Genomic DNA, 16,366 nt, shown 5'->3' with positions numbered 1-16,366 from the left:
TCGAATTGCCGAGTGCAGCTATGTTTTATGCAAAGGTAAGAAAAAAAAGCCATTCCTCTACCTTAGATAAAAAAAATGGTGTAACTTTGTGCACGATTTTTCAATATAAGATGATGAATAAAAATTTCAAGAAAAAGTACTTCATTCCCGCCCTTGGCTGTATTGTAGTCATTGTGGGAGTGGTTTATTATTATTTCTTCTCTGCTTTCTCAACGAAGCACGAGACTGAATATGTCTACATTGATAATGACGACAACATTGACTCTGTATATAGCAAATTGGAGCCTTTTGCATCAAAACACGGCATGTGTACCTTCAAAACATTGGCCCGCCACTTTGATTACGAGAAGAAAATCAAGACAGGTCGCTATGCTATCAACAGCAGTGACGGTGCATTAAAAGTCTTCAGACACATGAGAAACGGTCTCCAGACACCGGTGAACCTGACTATTCCAAGTGTCAGAACCATGAGCAAGCTGGCTGACGAGGTATCTAAGCGGCTCATGATTGACAGTACTGAACTCTACAAGGCCCTCACTGACGAGGCAACCTGCCGGAAGTATGGCTATGACACAGCCACTATTGCCTGCATGTTCATACCGAACACCTACGACATCTATTGGAACATATCAATTAATAAGTTCTTGGAACGGATGCAGAAAGAGAGCAAGAAGTTCTGGAATATCGAGCGCATGCAGAAGGCCAAGCAGTTAAATCTCACCCCCAACCAGGTCATCACGTTAGCCAGCATCATTGATGAAGAGACGGCTAACAACGCTGAAAAACCCATGATTGCCGGCATGTATTACAACCGACTCATGCTCCGCAATGCTGAATATCCACAGGGAATGCCACTGCAAGCCGACCCAACCATTAAGTTTGCATGGAAGCGTTTCGAACTCAAGCGCATTTACAATAATCTGCTACATATCCAAAGTCCCTACAACACTTACAAGCATCCGGGACTTCCTCCAGGGCCTATTCGCATTCCATCGGTTGCAGGTATTGATGCCGTTCTCAATCGCGTGCATCATGACTATCTGTACATGTGTGCCAAAGAAGACTTCAGTGGCACACACAACTTCGCTCGCACGTATGACGAACACATGAAGAATGCTGAAAAATATTCAAAGGCTTTAAACAAAAAAGGTATCAAATAACTTAACAATTAAAGGACAAAAAACATAAAACAAAATGCCGCTTTCTTCACAGAAAGCGGCATTATTCTCAATAGGTATTAGCTTTTTTAAGGTAAAAAGATTGTATTCAGGATAACGTTTACAAAGGTAAGACGTTTTTACTTTACATGCAAATGTTTTTTTATGTTTATAAACATGTTTTCAGTTATTCCTGATATGATTTGGTAAATGGAAAAGAATCATGAAAGTACACCATATCTGATACAACCCAACAGTCACAAGAAAAAATACGTTTTTCCTTTGCTTTTCCAGCCGTTTCCATTACCTTTGCAATATAAAATAAATAATGTATATACATGATGACAATTAAAGAAGAAAACAACGAAGAGAAGAAAAGCATTAGCTTCGTAGAGCAACTGGTTGAGGAAGACCTTGCAAAAGGCAAGAACGGAGGTCGAATTCAGACCCGTTTTCCGCCAGAACCTAACGGCTATCTTCACATCGGACATGCAAAGGCGATATGCATGGACTTCGGTGTTGCAGAGAAATACAATGGTATCTGCAACCTTCGCTTTGACGATACAAACCCAAGCAAAGAAAACAATGAGTATGTTGAGAACATTCTCAACGACATCAAATGGCTTGGTTTCAAATGGGGTGAACTCTACTATGCCTCTGACTATTTTGAAAAACTGTGGGATTTTGCCATTTGGATGATTAAGAAAGGACACGCATATGTGGACCAACAGACGAGTGAAGAAATCGCTTCACAGAAAGGAACGCCTACAACCCCCGGCACACCAAGCCCATATCGTGACCGCCCAATTGAGGAAAGTCTCGCTCTGTTCAATCAGATGAACACGGCAGAGGCCGTTGAAGGCAGTATGGTTTTGCGTGCAAAGCTCGATATGGCCAATCCGAACATGCACTTCCGTGACCCTATCATGTATCGAATTATTCATACTCCACACCATCGTACGGGTACAAAATGGCACTGTTATCCAATGTATGACTTCGCACATGGCCAGAGTGACTACTTCGAAGGCGTCACACATTCTATCTGTACCTTAGAGTTTGTGCCTCATCGTCCGCTATATGACAAGTTCATTGACTTTTTGAAAGAAAAGGATGGAACTGCAGATAACCTGCAAGACAACCGTCCCCGCCAGATAGAGTTCAACCGTTTGAACCTCACCTACACCGTGATGAGCAAGCGTAAACTGCATTCTTTGGTCGACGAACACCTTGTAAATGGTTGGGATGACCCACGTATGCCGACACTCTGCGGTATGCGTCGCCGTGGCTACAGCCCTGAAAGTGTACGTATGTTCATTGACTCTATCGGATATACCAAGTTTGATGCCCTCAACGATATGGCTCTCTTGGAGGCCAGTGTGCGTGAAGACTTGAACAAAAAGGCCACACGTGTCAGTGCAGTTCTCGACCCTGTGAAACTCGTTATCACCAATTATCCCGATGGAAAGACCGAGGAAATGGATGCTATCAACAATCCAGAAGATGAACGAAGTGAAAGCCACAAGATTACGTTCTCTAAGAACCTATGGATTGAGCGGGCTGACTTTATGGAGGATGCACCAAAGAAATTCTTCCGCATGACACCTGGAAAGGAAGTCCGTTTGAAGAATGCCTACATCATCATGTGCACCGGTTGTACGAAAGATGCAGCAGGAAATATCACTGAAATTCAAGCTGAATACGACCCCAACAGCAAGACAGGCATGGAGGGAGCTAATCGTAAAGTGAAGGGCACTCTGCACTGGGTATCGGTTGACCATTGCCATAAGGCAGAGGTTCGCGAGTATGATCGTCTTTTCAACGTAGAAAATCCATCGGCCGACGAGCGTGATTTCCGTGAGCTGCTCAACCCGGAAAGCTTGAAAACATATACCAACTGCTACGTTGAAGACTATGCCGCAAGCCGACAACCGGGTGAATATCTGCAGTTCCAGCGTACCGGTTACTTCATGGCCGACCTTGATTCTACTGCAGAACACCTCATATTCAACAAGACCGTTGGACTGAAAGATACCTGGGCAAAGCAGAATAATAAGAATTAAGCAGGCTGAACAGAATATACAAGAACATTGAATAAGCAAGATCATTTAGACAGCAAGGCTTTCCAAAAGGCTTTACTGCAATACGAAGAAGCACGCAGGTCAGGAGAAGAAATCTATCTTGACTCTGATGTACTTACGAGTATTGCAGAATACTATGACCGCAATCAACGGACTGCCGAGGCTATCGAAACGATTGATTATGCCATCCGTCTGTTTCCCGGTTCAGTGTTGCCACTTGTCTTCAGAGCACGAATGGCCTGGATGATTGAAGACAACATTGAGGGCGCCAAGCAGTATCTTGCATGCGTCACAGACAAAGATTGTTTAGAATATTACTACACTACAGCTGAAATCAAGATTACAGAAGGACTGTCAGATGAGGCCAATCAGTATCTGTATGACCATATTTCAGATGTGGAAGACGATGAACTCGACAGTTATTTCATTGAAGTGGCCATTCTGTTTGCCGATTATGATGAATTTGAATTAGCCAACCAATGGATGGAACGATGTGAAGACGACACAGACCCTGACTATTGGGAAACTATGGGACGGATAGAAATGGGGCTTGGACACTTGGAAGAGAGCGAGCGCATCTTTACAGATTTGATTGATAAAGACCCCTTCTGTGAAGCCCACTGGAACCATCTGGCCGCCACACAACTGTTGGAAAATAAGTTCATTGAGAGCATTTCGAGCTGCGGATACTCCTTAGCTATCAATCCAAACGATGCTGAAGCCCTGCTCAACAAGGGTAATGGACTCTTTGCCTTGGGACAGAATGAAGAGGCACTGAAATGCTTTGAGAAGTTCGCTGCACTCTGTCCGAAAGAGGTCAACGGCGAAATGATGAAAGGAATGGTATTGGCCGAGATGAAGAAAAACGACGAAGCTCTTCTCCACCTCTATAAAGCCGAGTCACTTTGTCAAAAGAATGACCATTTCCGTCTGCAAATTTATGAACAGATAGCCTATATCCTTTCCAAGCAAGATAAGCTTGATGAAGCTTTGGCCTATGTTGACAAATGCGAAGTCCTACCGCTAAACGAGCCGTTTGAACTGTCACTTCTTCGTGGACATCTGTATCTCGAACATCAGGAAACGGGTAAGGCTGCTAAGATTTTCCACGAGGCTTTGGTCAAAAGTAAAAACACCCCAGAGATGTATTTGAAGATAGCAGTGTCGTTTCTGGATAATGGTTATGCCGACTCTGCCTACGAAATTCTCAAGAATATGTCGGGAGTGACAACGCGAACACAACTTCCCGTCTATCCCTATCTTGCCGTCTGCTGCCTCGAGTTAGGCTATCAACAGGAATATGAAGAAGCCGTAAAGAAAGCAGTATGCTACACTCCGGCAGAGGCAAAATTGGTTTTGGGGCCTTATTTCCCTGATGAAATGGAGCCTGAAGACTACTATCATTATCTTATCAACAACAAAAACAATTTCTCATGAATTGGTTATCAACACTATTAGGAAACCTCAACTATGGTACGATTTTCCTACTAATGTTACTTGAAAGTACAGTCATCCCAGTCCCTTCTGAATTCGTTGTATCGCCAGCAGCCTATCATGCAGCAGGCGGAAACTTAGATATCTGGCTCGTTATCCTGTTTTCTACACTTGGAGCAGACTGTGGAGCAACCATCAACTACCTTGCCGGCCACTTCTTAGGTCGCCCGATTATCTATCGCTTTGCCAACAGTAAATGGGGCAAGATGTGTCTGCTCAATCAGCATAAAGTCGAGAAAAGCGAGAAATATTTCTATGACCATGGTATGGCAGCGACCATTACCGGCCGCTTGATTCCTGGCATACGCCACCTTATTTCCATTCCTGCAGGATTAGCAAAAATGAAATATTGGCAATTCCTTCTCTACACAACAATCGGTGCCGGAGCATGGAACTGCATCCTTGCAGCTCTCGGTTGGTATCTGCATTCTGCTGTACCGGAAGATCAACTCAACGATAAAATCATGGAATATGGCGATTATATCAAGTTCTTCATCATGGTTGCAGTCGCCATTGCCTTTGTCTATTTCCTCTTTAAATGGTATTTCAATCGCAGAAAACAGCAGAGTTTGGATGAAGAAAAGTAAAAAGATAAAAGAATAAGAAAGTAAAAACAGACAGAAAGTCATCCCTTTTTACTTTCTTATCTCCTTACTTTCATCCTTTCTCTTTCGGTATAAACTAAAAAAGACAACCTCAAATTGAGATTGTCTTCACGTCGGGGCGACAGGATTCGAACCTGCGGCCGCCTGGTCCCAAACCAGGAGCGCTACCGGGCTGCGCTACACCCCGCTGCATCAAGAATAAGAAATTAAAAGTCGGGGCGACAGGATTCGAACCTGCGGCCGCCTGGTCCCAAACCAGGAGCGCTACCGGGCTGCGCTACACCCCGCTTTATAAGCTTCTCTCTTTTGCGAGTGCAAAGGTAGCAGTTTTATTTCACGTAGCCAAATAAAATATATACTTTTTCAAATTTCCTTCATCAAAAAAGGGTTGCAGCAGCATGCAACCCTTCTATATTCTATTGTAAAAAACAAGGTTTTACTTGATGATTCCCTGTTCAACAAAGATTTTCTTCAATGCCTGAACACCACGCTCCACCTCTTCCTTCGTATGACTTGCCATCAAAGCAAAGCGCACTAAAGTGTCTTGCGGAGCACATGCAGGAGGAATGACAGGGTTGATGAAGACACCGGCATCAAAGGCCAACTTCGTTACAAGGAATGTCTTTTCAACATCATGCACATACAACGGAATGATAGGACTTTCGGTTTCGCCAATCTCAAATCCTTCTTCACGGAAGCGATTCAAAGCATACTTGGTCACTTCCCACAGGTGCTCAATGCGCTCGGGCTCCTCCTGGATGATATGAAGTGCCTCCATAGCTGCTGCTGTTGCTGCCGGAGTGTTTGACGCACTGAATATATAGGTACGGCAAGTGTGGCGCAGGAAGTTGATGGTATCCTTGTCGCTGGCAATAAAACCACCGATAGAAGCCAGACTCTTTGAGAAAGTTCCCATAATCAAATCAATCTCGTCAGTCAGTCCAAAATGGTCACAAACACCACGCCCCTGCTTTCCAAAGACACCTAAACCATGGGCTTCATCTACCATGACAGAGCAATTGTACTTATGTTTCAGTTCTACTATCTCCGGCAACTTGGCCAAATCACCCTCCATAGAGAACACACCGTCAACGACAATCAGCTTGATTGCCTCGTGGGGAAGACCTTTCAGCACACGCTCCAAGTCTTCCATATCGTTGTGCTTATAGTGAAGCTGGCGGGCAAAAGAAAGGCGACGACCGTCAACAATACTTGCATGGTCACGATCATCGCAGATAATATAGTCACCCTTACCTACCACCTGAGCCAATACTCCCTGATTAACAGAGAAACCAGTAGAGAAACAAAGCGTGTCATCCTTGTGCATGAATTCGGCAAGTTCTTTCTCTAACTGCACGTGAATATCAAGAGTACCATTCAGGAAACGACTTCCTGCGCAACCCGAACCATACTTGTCAAGGGCTTTCTTGGCTGCTTCTATCACACGCTTGTCACCAGTAAGGCCGGTATAGGCGTTTGAACCAAACATCAATACCTTATGACCAGCCATATCAACTTCTGTACCCTGCTTACTGGTTATAGCGCGGAAATATGGGTACACACCAGCCTTCATGTACTTCTGAGGCTCACGATAATTCTTGTATCTTTCTTGTAATTGTCCCATTCTATTGGTGTAGAAAAACTGTTTTAAAACTAATTGGCTGCAAAGATACAAAAAAACACCAACATATTATACACTTTTTAAAAGAAATATGCTATTTATGTAAATTATGAGCTTCGGCAGATTGTTCTATAAGACAAATTATTATCTTTGCATAAGATATAGCTGCACTCGGCAAATTTCGAACAAGTTCGTTTTGCACTCATTGGCAATATCATTGCATAAGATATAGCTGCACTCGGTTTTATCAAAGCACTGCATTCTGCTATTTGAAAGTTTTTTTCATGCTATGCGAATGCTTTTCTCAGTTAAAGAAAAACAGCAGATGGAGAAAAAAAAGATTATTTTCATTATGAACCCCATTTCGGGAACGGCCAGCAAAGCCGGAATTCCCAAACTGATTGAACGCTATCTTGACCACGAAGCTTTCGACTATGAAATCAAACTCACTGAATATGCGGGACATGCCAGCGTGATTGCCACTGAAGCTAAGGACAACCATGTCGACATTGTCGTTGCTGTGGGCGGTGACGGAACGGTCAACGAGGTGGCACGCGCTATCGTTCATTCACAGACTGCCTTGGGCATTATCCCCTGTGGTTCGGGAAATGGGCTTGCCCGTCATTTGCTGTTACCCCTCAACATGGCTAAGGCAATCAAGATTATCAACGCCTGCGAAATTCATCAACTCGATTACGGCATCATTAATGAGCACCCGTTTTTCTGCACCTGTGGCATGGGCTTTGACGCTTTCGTCAGCCATAAGTTTGCCGAAGCAGGCAAGCGCGGCCCTATCACCTACGTGGAAAACGTATTGAAAGAGGGCCTGAAATACAAGCCTGAAACCTATGAAATCCGTGATGAAAGCGGCACCACACGACTCAAAGCCTTTCTCATTTCGTGTGCCAATGCCTCACAATATGGCAACAATGCCTATATTGCACCGCAGGCTTCCATGAGCGACGGACTCATGGATATCATCGTCATGCAGCCTTTTGATGCCTTTGAAGCACCGCAGATCAGCATCGACATGTTCAACAAGACACTCGACAAGAACTCTAAAATCAAGACTTTCCGCTGCAAACACCTGCACATCCACCGCAACAAACCGGGCTATATCCACTACGATGGCGACCCCGTAATGACCGGTGAAGACATTGAAGTGGAATTGAAAGAGAAGGGCATCAACATCATCGTGAACCCTCACGGCGACAAACGACTGCGTAGACCAAACGCAATTCAGAATGCTGCAGCCGACCTTTTCAATGAATTCAACAGCCTTCGCAAAGATATCAACCGCCAGAGCAGGCACATATTGGCAATCAACAAGAAGATACAAAGGAGATTGAATCTCTAAGAAAACGCAATAAAATCAACCATTCTTCCCTGACTTTCCTATGGGAAAAACATGATATCATGGGCAAATTATAAGTTTCAACAAGGCTTTCTGAATGACGAAACAGAACTAACGGGACTCTTATTTGTAAATTATTATAACCAAAAAAGACACCTTTCAAAACTCCACAAATAGAAAATGAAAGAGTGCTTTTCAGGATGCAACAAAGCGTTTTGACCGATATCAGTCCTCCGCTTCAATTGCCCGATGCTGTAACTTGACGCAAAAGACCTTGCAATCTGATGCAGATTACCGTGCTTAATGACGCAAAACACAGTGTAAAACAAGGCAAATCAGAGGGTAAAATGACATGAAACAGCACCGCTTTCTGTGCCTTTTTCTAAACTAAAATTAGACAAGAAGCACAACACCTTGTATGTCAGAACATTACAAACCCGTTCAAAACTCGCGTATTTGAAACGAGAAAACTTTTCGTCGGGAATATTGAAATCTAAGACGACGTTTTGTTAAATAAATTACAATATCATTTTCAAGAGGCTACAAATAAAAATCTTCTGTCAGACATTGATACCATTCCGAACGCTCCCCTTGCTGCATCAGACAGACGGTTTCCTCTTCGCGCTCAGCACAATATGCCTGCTGAAACTCCAAGAGATAACGCTTCACAGGCTTCCGCTCCACCGTTTTCACCCCACAGACACGCGACAGAGAAAAGCCCGTGAGCGTAGCTTCAGCCACAAACTGCGACTGACAGTCGGCAGGAATAATGGCCGAAAAGCATCCCAAAGGAGTCAGCAACCGCTTCACTCCGGCAAAAAGCATGCGATAAGACAACGTGGCAGTATGGCGTGCCATGCTGCGAGCGGCATCGGGATTTGGCAGAGAATTAACGAAAAAAGGAGGATTGCTGACAATGCAGTCAAACCGTTCGGCACTTTCAAACTCCTGCAATGAGGTCTGTTCCACCTGCACCTGATGTGCAAACAGACTGGCTGAAACGTTTTCTTTGGCCTGTCGGCAGGCTTCTTCTGCAATGTCGATAGCCGTTATCTTGGCTTCGGGAAAGCGCTGGGCCAGCATCAATGCAATCACCCCCGTACCTGTTCCGATGTCAAGAACACGGTTTCCACCACGCGCCCACGCCCCCAACAGCACGCCATCGGTGCCTACTTTCATGCCACACTGGTCTTGATTGACGGCAAACTTCTTGAATTTGAAGACACTGTTACTCATATTCCTACCCTCTTTAACGTAGAAATTGACCGTTTATTTTATACATTTTACGGATTTACACATTATTAAAAGCATTTTATGCTGACGTTTGCCAAGTTTCTGATTAAAAAAGCGTATCTTTGCACACCATTAGTTTTCAAGTAGCAAAATGAACAACAAAAATACATCAATACAAATGATTGCCGACTACGAAGGCGACATTTCGAATCTCCTCAACACGAATGTTTTGGGCGAGGTTCCTATTCTTACCACTCGCAATCTGGTGGTTTTCCCCGGCGTTGTCTCCCCTATTCTTGTGGGCAGAGAAGCCAGCGTGAAACTCATCAAGCATCTTGACAAGCATCCGGATACCATATTCTGCATCTTCTGTCAGCGTGACTCCAATGTTGATAATCCGGTTTTCAACGACCTCTACACTACCGGTGTATATGCCAAAGTGGTCAAAGTGATTGAGATGCCCGGGCCGGGAAACAACCTCACGGCTATCGTTCAGGGACTCGGCCGCTGCATGTTGGAGAGTCTTACGAAGATGAAACCGTTCTTTGCCGGTATCGTTTCACCAAATCCCGAGCAGCTCCCGAGCGAAAAAGAAAAGGAGTTTATCACTGTTTGCGAAACGGTGAAGAAGAGCGCCAAAGAGTATATCGGACTCAATGAAGACATGCCCGACGAGGCACAGTTTGCTTTGTCGAGCATTCAAAACAAAGTGGTCACAATCAACTATGTGTGCAGCACGCTGCCGTTCAGCATCAAAGACAAGATGAAACTGCTTGAAATTGATGATACAGAAAAACGGGCTTACAGTCTGCTTAAAATACTTGACCGCGAAACTCAACTGCTGAAACTCAAGCAGGAGATACGTCAGAAGACACGAATGGACCTTGATGAGCAGCAGCGCGAATACTTCCTGCAACAGCAAATCAAGAATATCAAGGAAGAACTCGGCCATGGTGACGGTTCACCTGAACATCGTGAGCTTTTGGAGAAGGCCAAGGATAAGAAATGGAATGAAGAAGTTGCGACGGCATTCTACAAGGAACTCGACAAGTTGGAGCTTTACAATCCGCAGAGTCCTGAATACAGTGTGCAGCTCAACTACCTGCAGAACATGGTCAATCTGCCTTGGGGGGTCTATACGAAAGACGATCTCAACCTGAAGAAAGCAGAGCGAGTGCTCAACCATGACCACTACGGTATGGAGAAAGTAAAGGAGAGAATTCTCGAATATATCTCTGTACTGAAACTGCGTGGCGACTTGAAATCACCCATTCTTTGCCTCTACGGGCCTCCCGGTGTGGGCAAGACTTCATTGGGAAAGAGCATTGCCGAGGCCATGAACCGCAAATATGTGCGCATGTCATTGGGCGGACTTCACGACGAATCTGAAATCCGCGGACACCGCAGAACCTATATCGGTGCAATGCCGGGACGCATTATCAAGAACATTCAAAAGGCCGGTTCGAGCAATCCGGTCTTCATTCTTGACGAAATAGATAAAGTCACTCAGAACACTATCAACGGTGACCCTTCATCGGCATTATTAGAGGTGCTCGACCCCGAACAGAACAATGCGTTCCACGACAACTATCTTGATGTTGACTATGACTTGTCGAAAGTGCTCTTCATTGCTACGGCCAATGACCTCAACACCATTCCCCGCCCACTGCTCGACCGCATGGAAGTCATCGAAGTGAGCGGTTATATCACGGAGGAGAAGATTGAGATTGCCAAGCGGCATCTTGTCCCTCGTGAGCTTGAGAACAACGGACTTGCGAACAACGAACCGAAGATAAAGTTCAACAAGGCCGCACTTGAAAAGATTATCGAACAGTACACACGCGAAAGCGGCGTGCGCCAATTGGAGAAACAAATCAATAAAGCCTTGCGCAAATTAGCCTATCAGAAAGCGATCAAGGGCGAGATTGAAAATTCAGACATCACAGCAGACAAGATAGAAAGCCTGCTTGGAAAGGCGCCTTTCTATCGCGACATCTACCAGGGTAACGGCTATGCAGGCGTGGTTACAGGCCTGGCATGGACCAGTGTAGGCGGAGAAATCCTCTTTATTGAGACCTCCCTCAACCAAGGTAAGGGCAACAAGCTCACATTGACAGGCAACTTAGGCGACGTAATGAAAGAGTCGGCCATGATTGCACTGCAATATGTCAAGGCACATGTAGACAAATTGGGCATTGACTATCGCGTTTTCGACAATTGGAACATCCATATCCACGTGCCCGAAGGAGCCACTCCGAAAGACGGCCCGTCGGCCGGTATCACGATTGCAACATCGATAGCCTCAGCACTTACGCAGCGCAAAGTGCGCAAGAACACGGCCATGACGGGCGAGATTACCCTGCGTGGCAAGGTGCTTCCTGTCGGCGGTATCAAGGAAAAGATATTGGCAGCCAAGCGTGCCGGCATTACAGACATCGTGATGTGTAAGGAAAACATGAAGGACATTGAGGAAATTCCAGAGAAATACCGCACGAATGTGGAGTTCCACTACGTAGAGAACATTCAGCAGGTGTGGGATTTCGCCCTTACAGACAAGTTGGTTGACAACGCTGTTACACTCACGATACCTGAAGAAAAAGAGGAAAAGAAATGACATTTGAAGTTCAGCATACCGACAACGCCAGTGATGCAAGGACGGGCATCATCACGACAGACCACGGACAAATCAAGACACCAATCTTCATGCCCGTGGGAACGGCAGGAACAGTAAAGGGAGTTCATTTCAGCGAACTACGCGAACAGGTGAATGCCCAGATTATTCTTGGCAACACATATCATTTGTATTTGCGTCCCGGACTTGACATATTGCGCCAAGCCGGAGGTCTTCATGGCTTCAATGGATGGGAACGTCCCATCCTGACGGATAGCGGAGGATTTCAGGTTTTCTCACTGACGGGCATTCGAAAGCTTACAGAAGAGGGCTGCACTTTCCAGTCACATATCGACGGAAGCAAGCATATCTTCACTCCGGAAAACGTGATGGACACGGAAAGGATTATCGGTGCGGACATCATGATGGCTTTCGATGAGTGTCCACCCGGCAAGAGTGACTATCAATATGCCAAGAAAAGTCTCGGTATGACACAGCGTTGGCTCGACCGATGCATCAAGCGCTTCAATGAAACCGAACCTCTCTACGGCTACAACCAGAGTCTTTTCCCTATCGTGCAAGGCTGCACTTACAAGGATCTACGACAGGAAGCAGCCAAGTTTGTCGCAGACAAAGGGGCGGATGGAAACGCTATCGGCGGTCTGGCTGTAGGCGAACCGACTGAAGTAATGTATGAAATGATTGAGGTTGTCAATGAAATTCTGCCAAAAGACAGGCCTCGTTACCTCATGGGAGTAGGCACTCCGCAGAACATTCTCGAAGCTATCGAGCGCGGTGTAGATATGTTTGACTGTGTGATGCCTACGCGAAACGGACGCAATGCATTGCTCTTTACCTATAATGGTACGATGAACATGCGCAACAAGAAATGGGAAAACGACTTTACACCGATTGATCCGGCGGGCTGTGATGTTGACAGAGTCTACACCAAAGCTTATCTTCACCACCTCTTCAAGGCGAAGGAACTGTTGGCCATGCAGATTGGAAGCATTCATAACTTGGCTTTCTACCTGCGCTTAGTGACCGATGCACGGCAGCATATTGAGCAGGGCGACTTTGTCACATGGAAGAAGTCGGTCATAGATCAGCTTGGGCAACGTTTATAAAATCAAGATGACTGAATTCAGTAAGATAAGGAAACACACCAAATGGTATCGCGTGTTGCGCTGGATGAGCAAACATCCGGCCTGGCTGCACCGCTTGTTTCGCTGGCTCGAGGCCCATACTCTTTGGCTGCAACGCATGGCGAAACGGATCGGCAGGAACTTGTCGTGGCTCCGTTTCATCAATCCTTTCCGCTACATCAAACGCTTGGATTGGTATATCATCAAGAAGTTCATAGGAACTTATATCTATTCCATTGCACTGATTATCAGCATATCAATTGTTGTTGACATCAATGAGAACTTGGCAAAATTCAGCGAATACCATGCGCCATTGAAAGCCATTGTGTTCGACTACTACATGAACTTCATCCCTTATTTTGCCAATCTGTTCAGTCCGCTTTTCGTGTTCATCGCCGTGATTTTCTTCACCTCGAAGTTAGCCGGGAACAGTGAGATTATAGCAATGTTGGCCGCAGGTGTCTCATTCAAACGGCTGATGCGCCCCTATATGATTACATGTATTCTGATTTCAGCCGTGTCATTCTATCTCAGCGGTTACGTGATTCCGCACAGCAATGTCATACGCCAAGACTTCGAATCTCTGTATAAGAACAACAAGAAAAATACGGCAGCCGACAATGTCATGCTGCAGGTTGGGAGTGGTGTTATCGCCTATATCCAGCAGTATGACAATAACACCAAACGAGGTTATGGCTTCTCTTTGGATAAGTTTCAAGACAAGAAACTCGTAAGCCACATGACAGCAACGGAGATACAATACGACACGATCAGTGACTCCAAGTATCATTGGACAGCATTGAACTACAAGATCAGGAAGTTCAACGGCTATCGGGAACAGATTGAAAACGGGGAGAAAAAGGACACAACCATCATGATGGAACCAACCGACCTCGTGTATTCCAAAGGCCAACAGGAGACTTTCACAAACCCCGAACTGAGTGATTATATCTCCAAACAAATCGACAGAGGATCAAGCAATGTGGTACAGTATCAGGTGGAATACCACAAGCGAATAGCAGCCAGTTTCGCATCCTTTATCCTGACCATTATCGGTCTTTCGCTCTCCGCCAAAAAGAGAAAAGGCGGCATGGGCTTGTATCTGGGCATCGGTCTGGCCCTGAGTTTCGGGTATATTATGTTGCAGACCGTATCATCAACGTTTGCTATCAATGCCAATCTTCCACCTGTTATTGCCGCATGGATACCAAACTTCATCTTCGCCGTCGTAGCTTATTTCTGCTACAGACAGGCGCCAAATTAAATGATTATGTATTTTGACGAATTAGAATTAAACGACAATGTCCTTGATGCACTCTATGATATGCGCTTCGAAAAGTGCACACCGGTGCAGGAAAACTGTATTCCCGAAATCCTCAAAGGCAATGATGTTCTGGGAGTAGCACAGACAGGAACCGGCAAAACGGCAGCCTATCTGCTCCCTATTCTGAGCAAACTTGACGACGGAGGGTATCCCGATAAAGCCATTAACTGCCTCATCATGAGCCCTACACGAGAGTTAGCCCAGCAGATAGACCAGGCCATGCAAGGCTTCGGCTACTATCTCAATGGCGTGAGCAGTGTGGCTGTTTACGGCGGGAATGACGGCAACCGATATGATCAAGAGCTGAAAAGTCTGCAATTAGGAGCCGATGTTGTCATCGCTACTCCGGGCCGTCTTATCTCACATATCAGCTTGGGAAATGTGGATTTGAGCAAGGTTTCGTTCTTCATTCTCGATGAAGCCGACCGTATGCTCGACATGGGTTTCTCTGATGATATCATTAAGATTGCCAAGAAACTTCCACAGACTTGCCAGACCATTATGTTCTCTGCAACGATGCCGGATAAGATTGAAGACCTTGCAAAGACATTGCTCAAGAACCCGAAAGTCATTAAACTCGCTGTCAGCAAACCCGCAGAAAAGATTAAGCAGAGTGCCTATGTATGCTATGAAACGCAGAAGATGGGCATCATTAAAGACATCTTCAAGAATGGCGATCTCGAGCGTGTCATCATCTTCTGCGGCAGTAAGCTGAAAGTGAAACAGGTTGCAGGGGCCCTTCAACGCAAGCATATCAACTGCGGTGAAATGCACTCCGACCTTGACCAGGCTACCCGCGACGACGTCATGTTCAAGTTCAAGAGCGGTCAATTCGACGTGCTTGTAGCTACAGACATCGTGGCCCGAGGCATAGATATCGATGATATCGCCATGGTCATCAACTATGATGTGCCCCACGATGCCGAAGACTACGTGCATCGTATCGGCCGTACTGCACGTGCTGCGCGCGAAGGATCAGCCATCACTTTCGTTTCCGAAGACGACATTTATTACTTCCAACAGATTGAAAAATTCCTTGAAAAAGAAGTTGAGAAGACACCACTGCCAGTTGGATTGGGCGACGGGCCAGAGTATAAGTCAGCAGGAAAGCCGAAGCGTGGCAGTTCTGCCAAGAGCCGACGTCGCGACAACCGAGACCGCACTTCGCATAAGGACAAGAAGCAGCAGAACCGCCGTCAGCGCAACAACAATGCTGAAATGCAGTCCAACGGCACTGAAACAAACAAGGAACAGCGCAACAGCAAAGAGCGCAATCCACAAAATAACAGGAACCAGCGGGGCAACAGAAATGCCGACACCCGTGGTGACAAACGCAACAACGAGCCACGCAACGGTAGGCCTAACGAGTCGAGAAATGCAGCAAAACCACGTAATGGTGAACAGCAACAACGCAAAAAGCGTCGCGGAAATGTGGAAGGTAACTACAAGAAACGCAACAATCCACAGGCTGAAAAGCGCCAGAACCACTCACAAAGCAACCCAACTGTCACACAGAAAACAAAGTCGGAAAGCGGCATCAAGAAGTTCTTGAAGAAGATTTTCAGAATGAAATAAATTGCGACAGGCAACATACTATGCAAGAGGGAAACTGTACAGGCTTCCCTCTTTTTTATTTAATACAAACCATATCAACCCTATAGTAGCGCTGCCACCTCATCTTTCTTGTCATCAACTAACTATTTCACACTATTCACAACAAAAAACTTTCTTTTTGTTTGCATTT

The 16,366-nt window shown here is 45.6% G+C and carries 11 protein-coding genes and 2 tRNA genes; 9 read left to right on the top strand and 4 right to left on the bottom strand.

The genetic code is table 11. From position 1 onward, the window contains the following. Positions 1-113: 113 nt before the first annotated feature. The 4 genes from mltG (at position 114) to HMPREF2983_RS01680 (ending at position 5,316) form a co-directional block, all read left to right on the top strand. A complete protein-coding gene (gene mltG, locus HMPREF2983_RS01695; RefSeq protein WP_025879477.1) occupies positions 114-1,160 on the top strand; it encodes an endolytic transglycosylase MltG in 1,047 nt (348 codons plus the stop codon). Positions 1,161-1,498: 338 nt separating this feature from the next. Continuing rightward, complete coding sequence (locus HMPREF2983_RS01690) at positions 1,499-3,217, top strand: glutamine--tRNA ligase/YqeY domain fusion protein (protein ID WP_371441330.1); 1,719 nt, start codon at positions 1,499-1,501, stop codon at positions 3,215-3,217. A gap of 27 nt (positions 3,218-3,244) precedes the next feature. After that, a complete protein-coding gene (locus HMPREF2983_RS01685) occupies positions 3,245-4,672 on the top strand; it encodes a tetratricopeptide repeat protein (protein ID WP_070666046.1) in 1,428 nt (475 codons plus the stop codon). Continuing rightward, entirely contained in the window at positions 4,669-5,316 is a 648-nt protein-coding gene (locus HMPREF2983_RS01680; RefSeq protein WP_070666043.1) for a DedA family protein, read from the top strand. The genes HMPREF2983_RS01685 and HMPREF2983_RS01680 overlap by 4 nt, the downstream gene beginning before the upstream one ends. Positions 5,317-5,447: 131 nt before the next feature. Here the strand turns inward: HMPREF2983_RS01680 and HMPREF2983_RS01675 are convergent. From HMPREF2983_RS01675 to HMPREF2983_RS01665, 3 genes are all read right to left on the bottom strand, one after another. Next, positions 5,448-5,521: transfer RNA gene (locus HMPREF2983_RS01675), tRNA-Pro, on the bottom strand. A gap of 26 nt (positions 5,522-5,547) precedes the next feature. After that, positions 5,548-5,621: transfer RNA gene (locus HMPREF2983_RS01670), tRNA-Pro, on the bottom strand. Positions 5,622-5,770: 149 nt separating this feature from the next. Beyond that, a complete protein-coding gene (locus tag HMPREF2983_RS01665) occupies positions 5,771-6,958 on the bottom strand; it encodes a serine palmitoyltransferase (protein WP_004372571.1) in 1,188 nt (395 codons plus the stop codon). Positions 6,959-7,280: 322 nt separating this feature from the next. Here HMPREF2983_RS01665 and HMPREF2983_RS01660 point away from each other — a divergent pair, with 322 nt between their 5' ends. Then, the gene (locus HMPREF2983_RS01660) at positions 7,281-8,312 is read left to right on the top strand and encodes a diacylglycerol/lipid kinase family protein (RefSeq protein ID WP_004376638.1); all 1,032 of its coding nucleotides are present in this window, start codon (positions 7,281-7,283) and stop codon (positions 8,310-8,312) included. Between the two features lie 537 nt (positions 8,313-8,849). On the opposite strand, the gene HMPREF2983_RS01655 is transcribed toward HMPREF2983_RS01660, so the two are convergent. Further along, positions 8,850-9,545 (bottom strand): tRNA1(Val) (adenine(37)-N6)-methyltransferase, encoded by a 696-nt coding sequence (locus HMPREF2983_RS01655; RefSeq protein ID WP_018919226.1) that lies wholly within the window; start codon positions 9,543-9,545, stop codon positions 8,850-8,852. Between the two features lie 148 nt (positions 9,546-9,693). Between HMPREF2983_RS01655 and lon the strand changes: the two genes are divergently transcribed. The 4 genes from lon to HMPREF2983_RS01635 are packed head-to-tail and all read left to right on the top strand — an operon-like array spanning position 9,694 to position 16,197. Then, a complete protein-coding gene (gene lon / locus HMPREF2983_RS01650; RefSeq protein WP_070666040.1) occupies positions 9,694-12,156 on the top strand; it encodes an endopeptidase La in 2,463 nt (820 codons plus the stop codon). Next, positions 12,153-13,280, top strand: coding sequence for a tRNA guanosine(34) transglycosylase Tgt (gene tgt / locus HMPREF2983_RS01645; RefSeq protein ID WP_070666037.1), 1,128 nt, complete (start codon positions 12,153-12,155; stop codon positions 13,278-13,280). The genes lon and tgt overlap by 4 nt, the downstream gene beginning before the upstream one ends. 7 nt (positions 13,281-13,287) lie before the next feature. Continuing rightward, positions 13,288-14,562 carry an LptF/LptG family permease gene (locus HMPREF2983_RS01640; protein ID WP_070666054.1) on the top strand — a complete coding sequence of 425 codons (1,275 nt, stop codon included), beginning with the start codon at positions 13,288-13,290 and terminating at the stop codon, positions 14,560-14,562. Positions 14,563-14,568: 6 nt separating this feature from the next. Next, a complete protein-coding gene (locus HMPREF2983_RS01635; protein WP_070666052.1) occupies positions 14,569-16,197 on the top strand; it encodes a DEAD/DEAH box helicase in 1,629 nt (542 codons plus the stop codon). Positions 16,198-16,366 lie beyond the last annotated feature (169 nt).

The organism is Prevotella sp. HMSC077E09, assembly GCF_001814685.1.
Lineage (GTDB): Bacteria > Bacteroidota > Bacteroidia > Bacteroidales > Bacteroidaceae > Prevotella > Prevotella oris.
The sequence above is the reverse complement of the archived record's forward strand: the minus strand, read 5'-3'. Positions and strand labels throughout refer to the sequence as shown.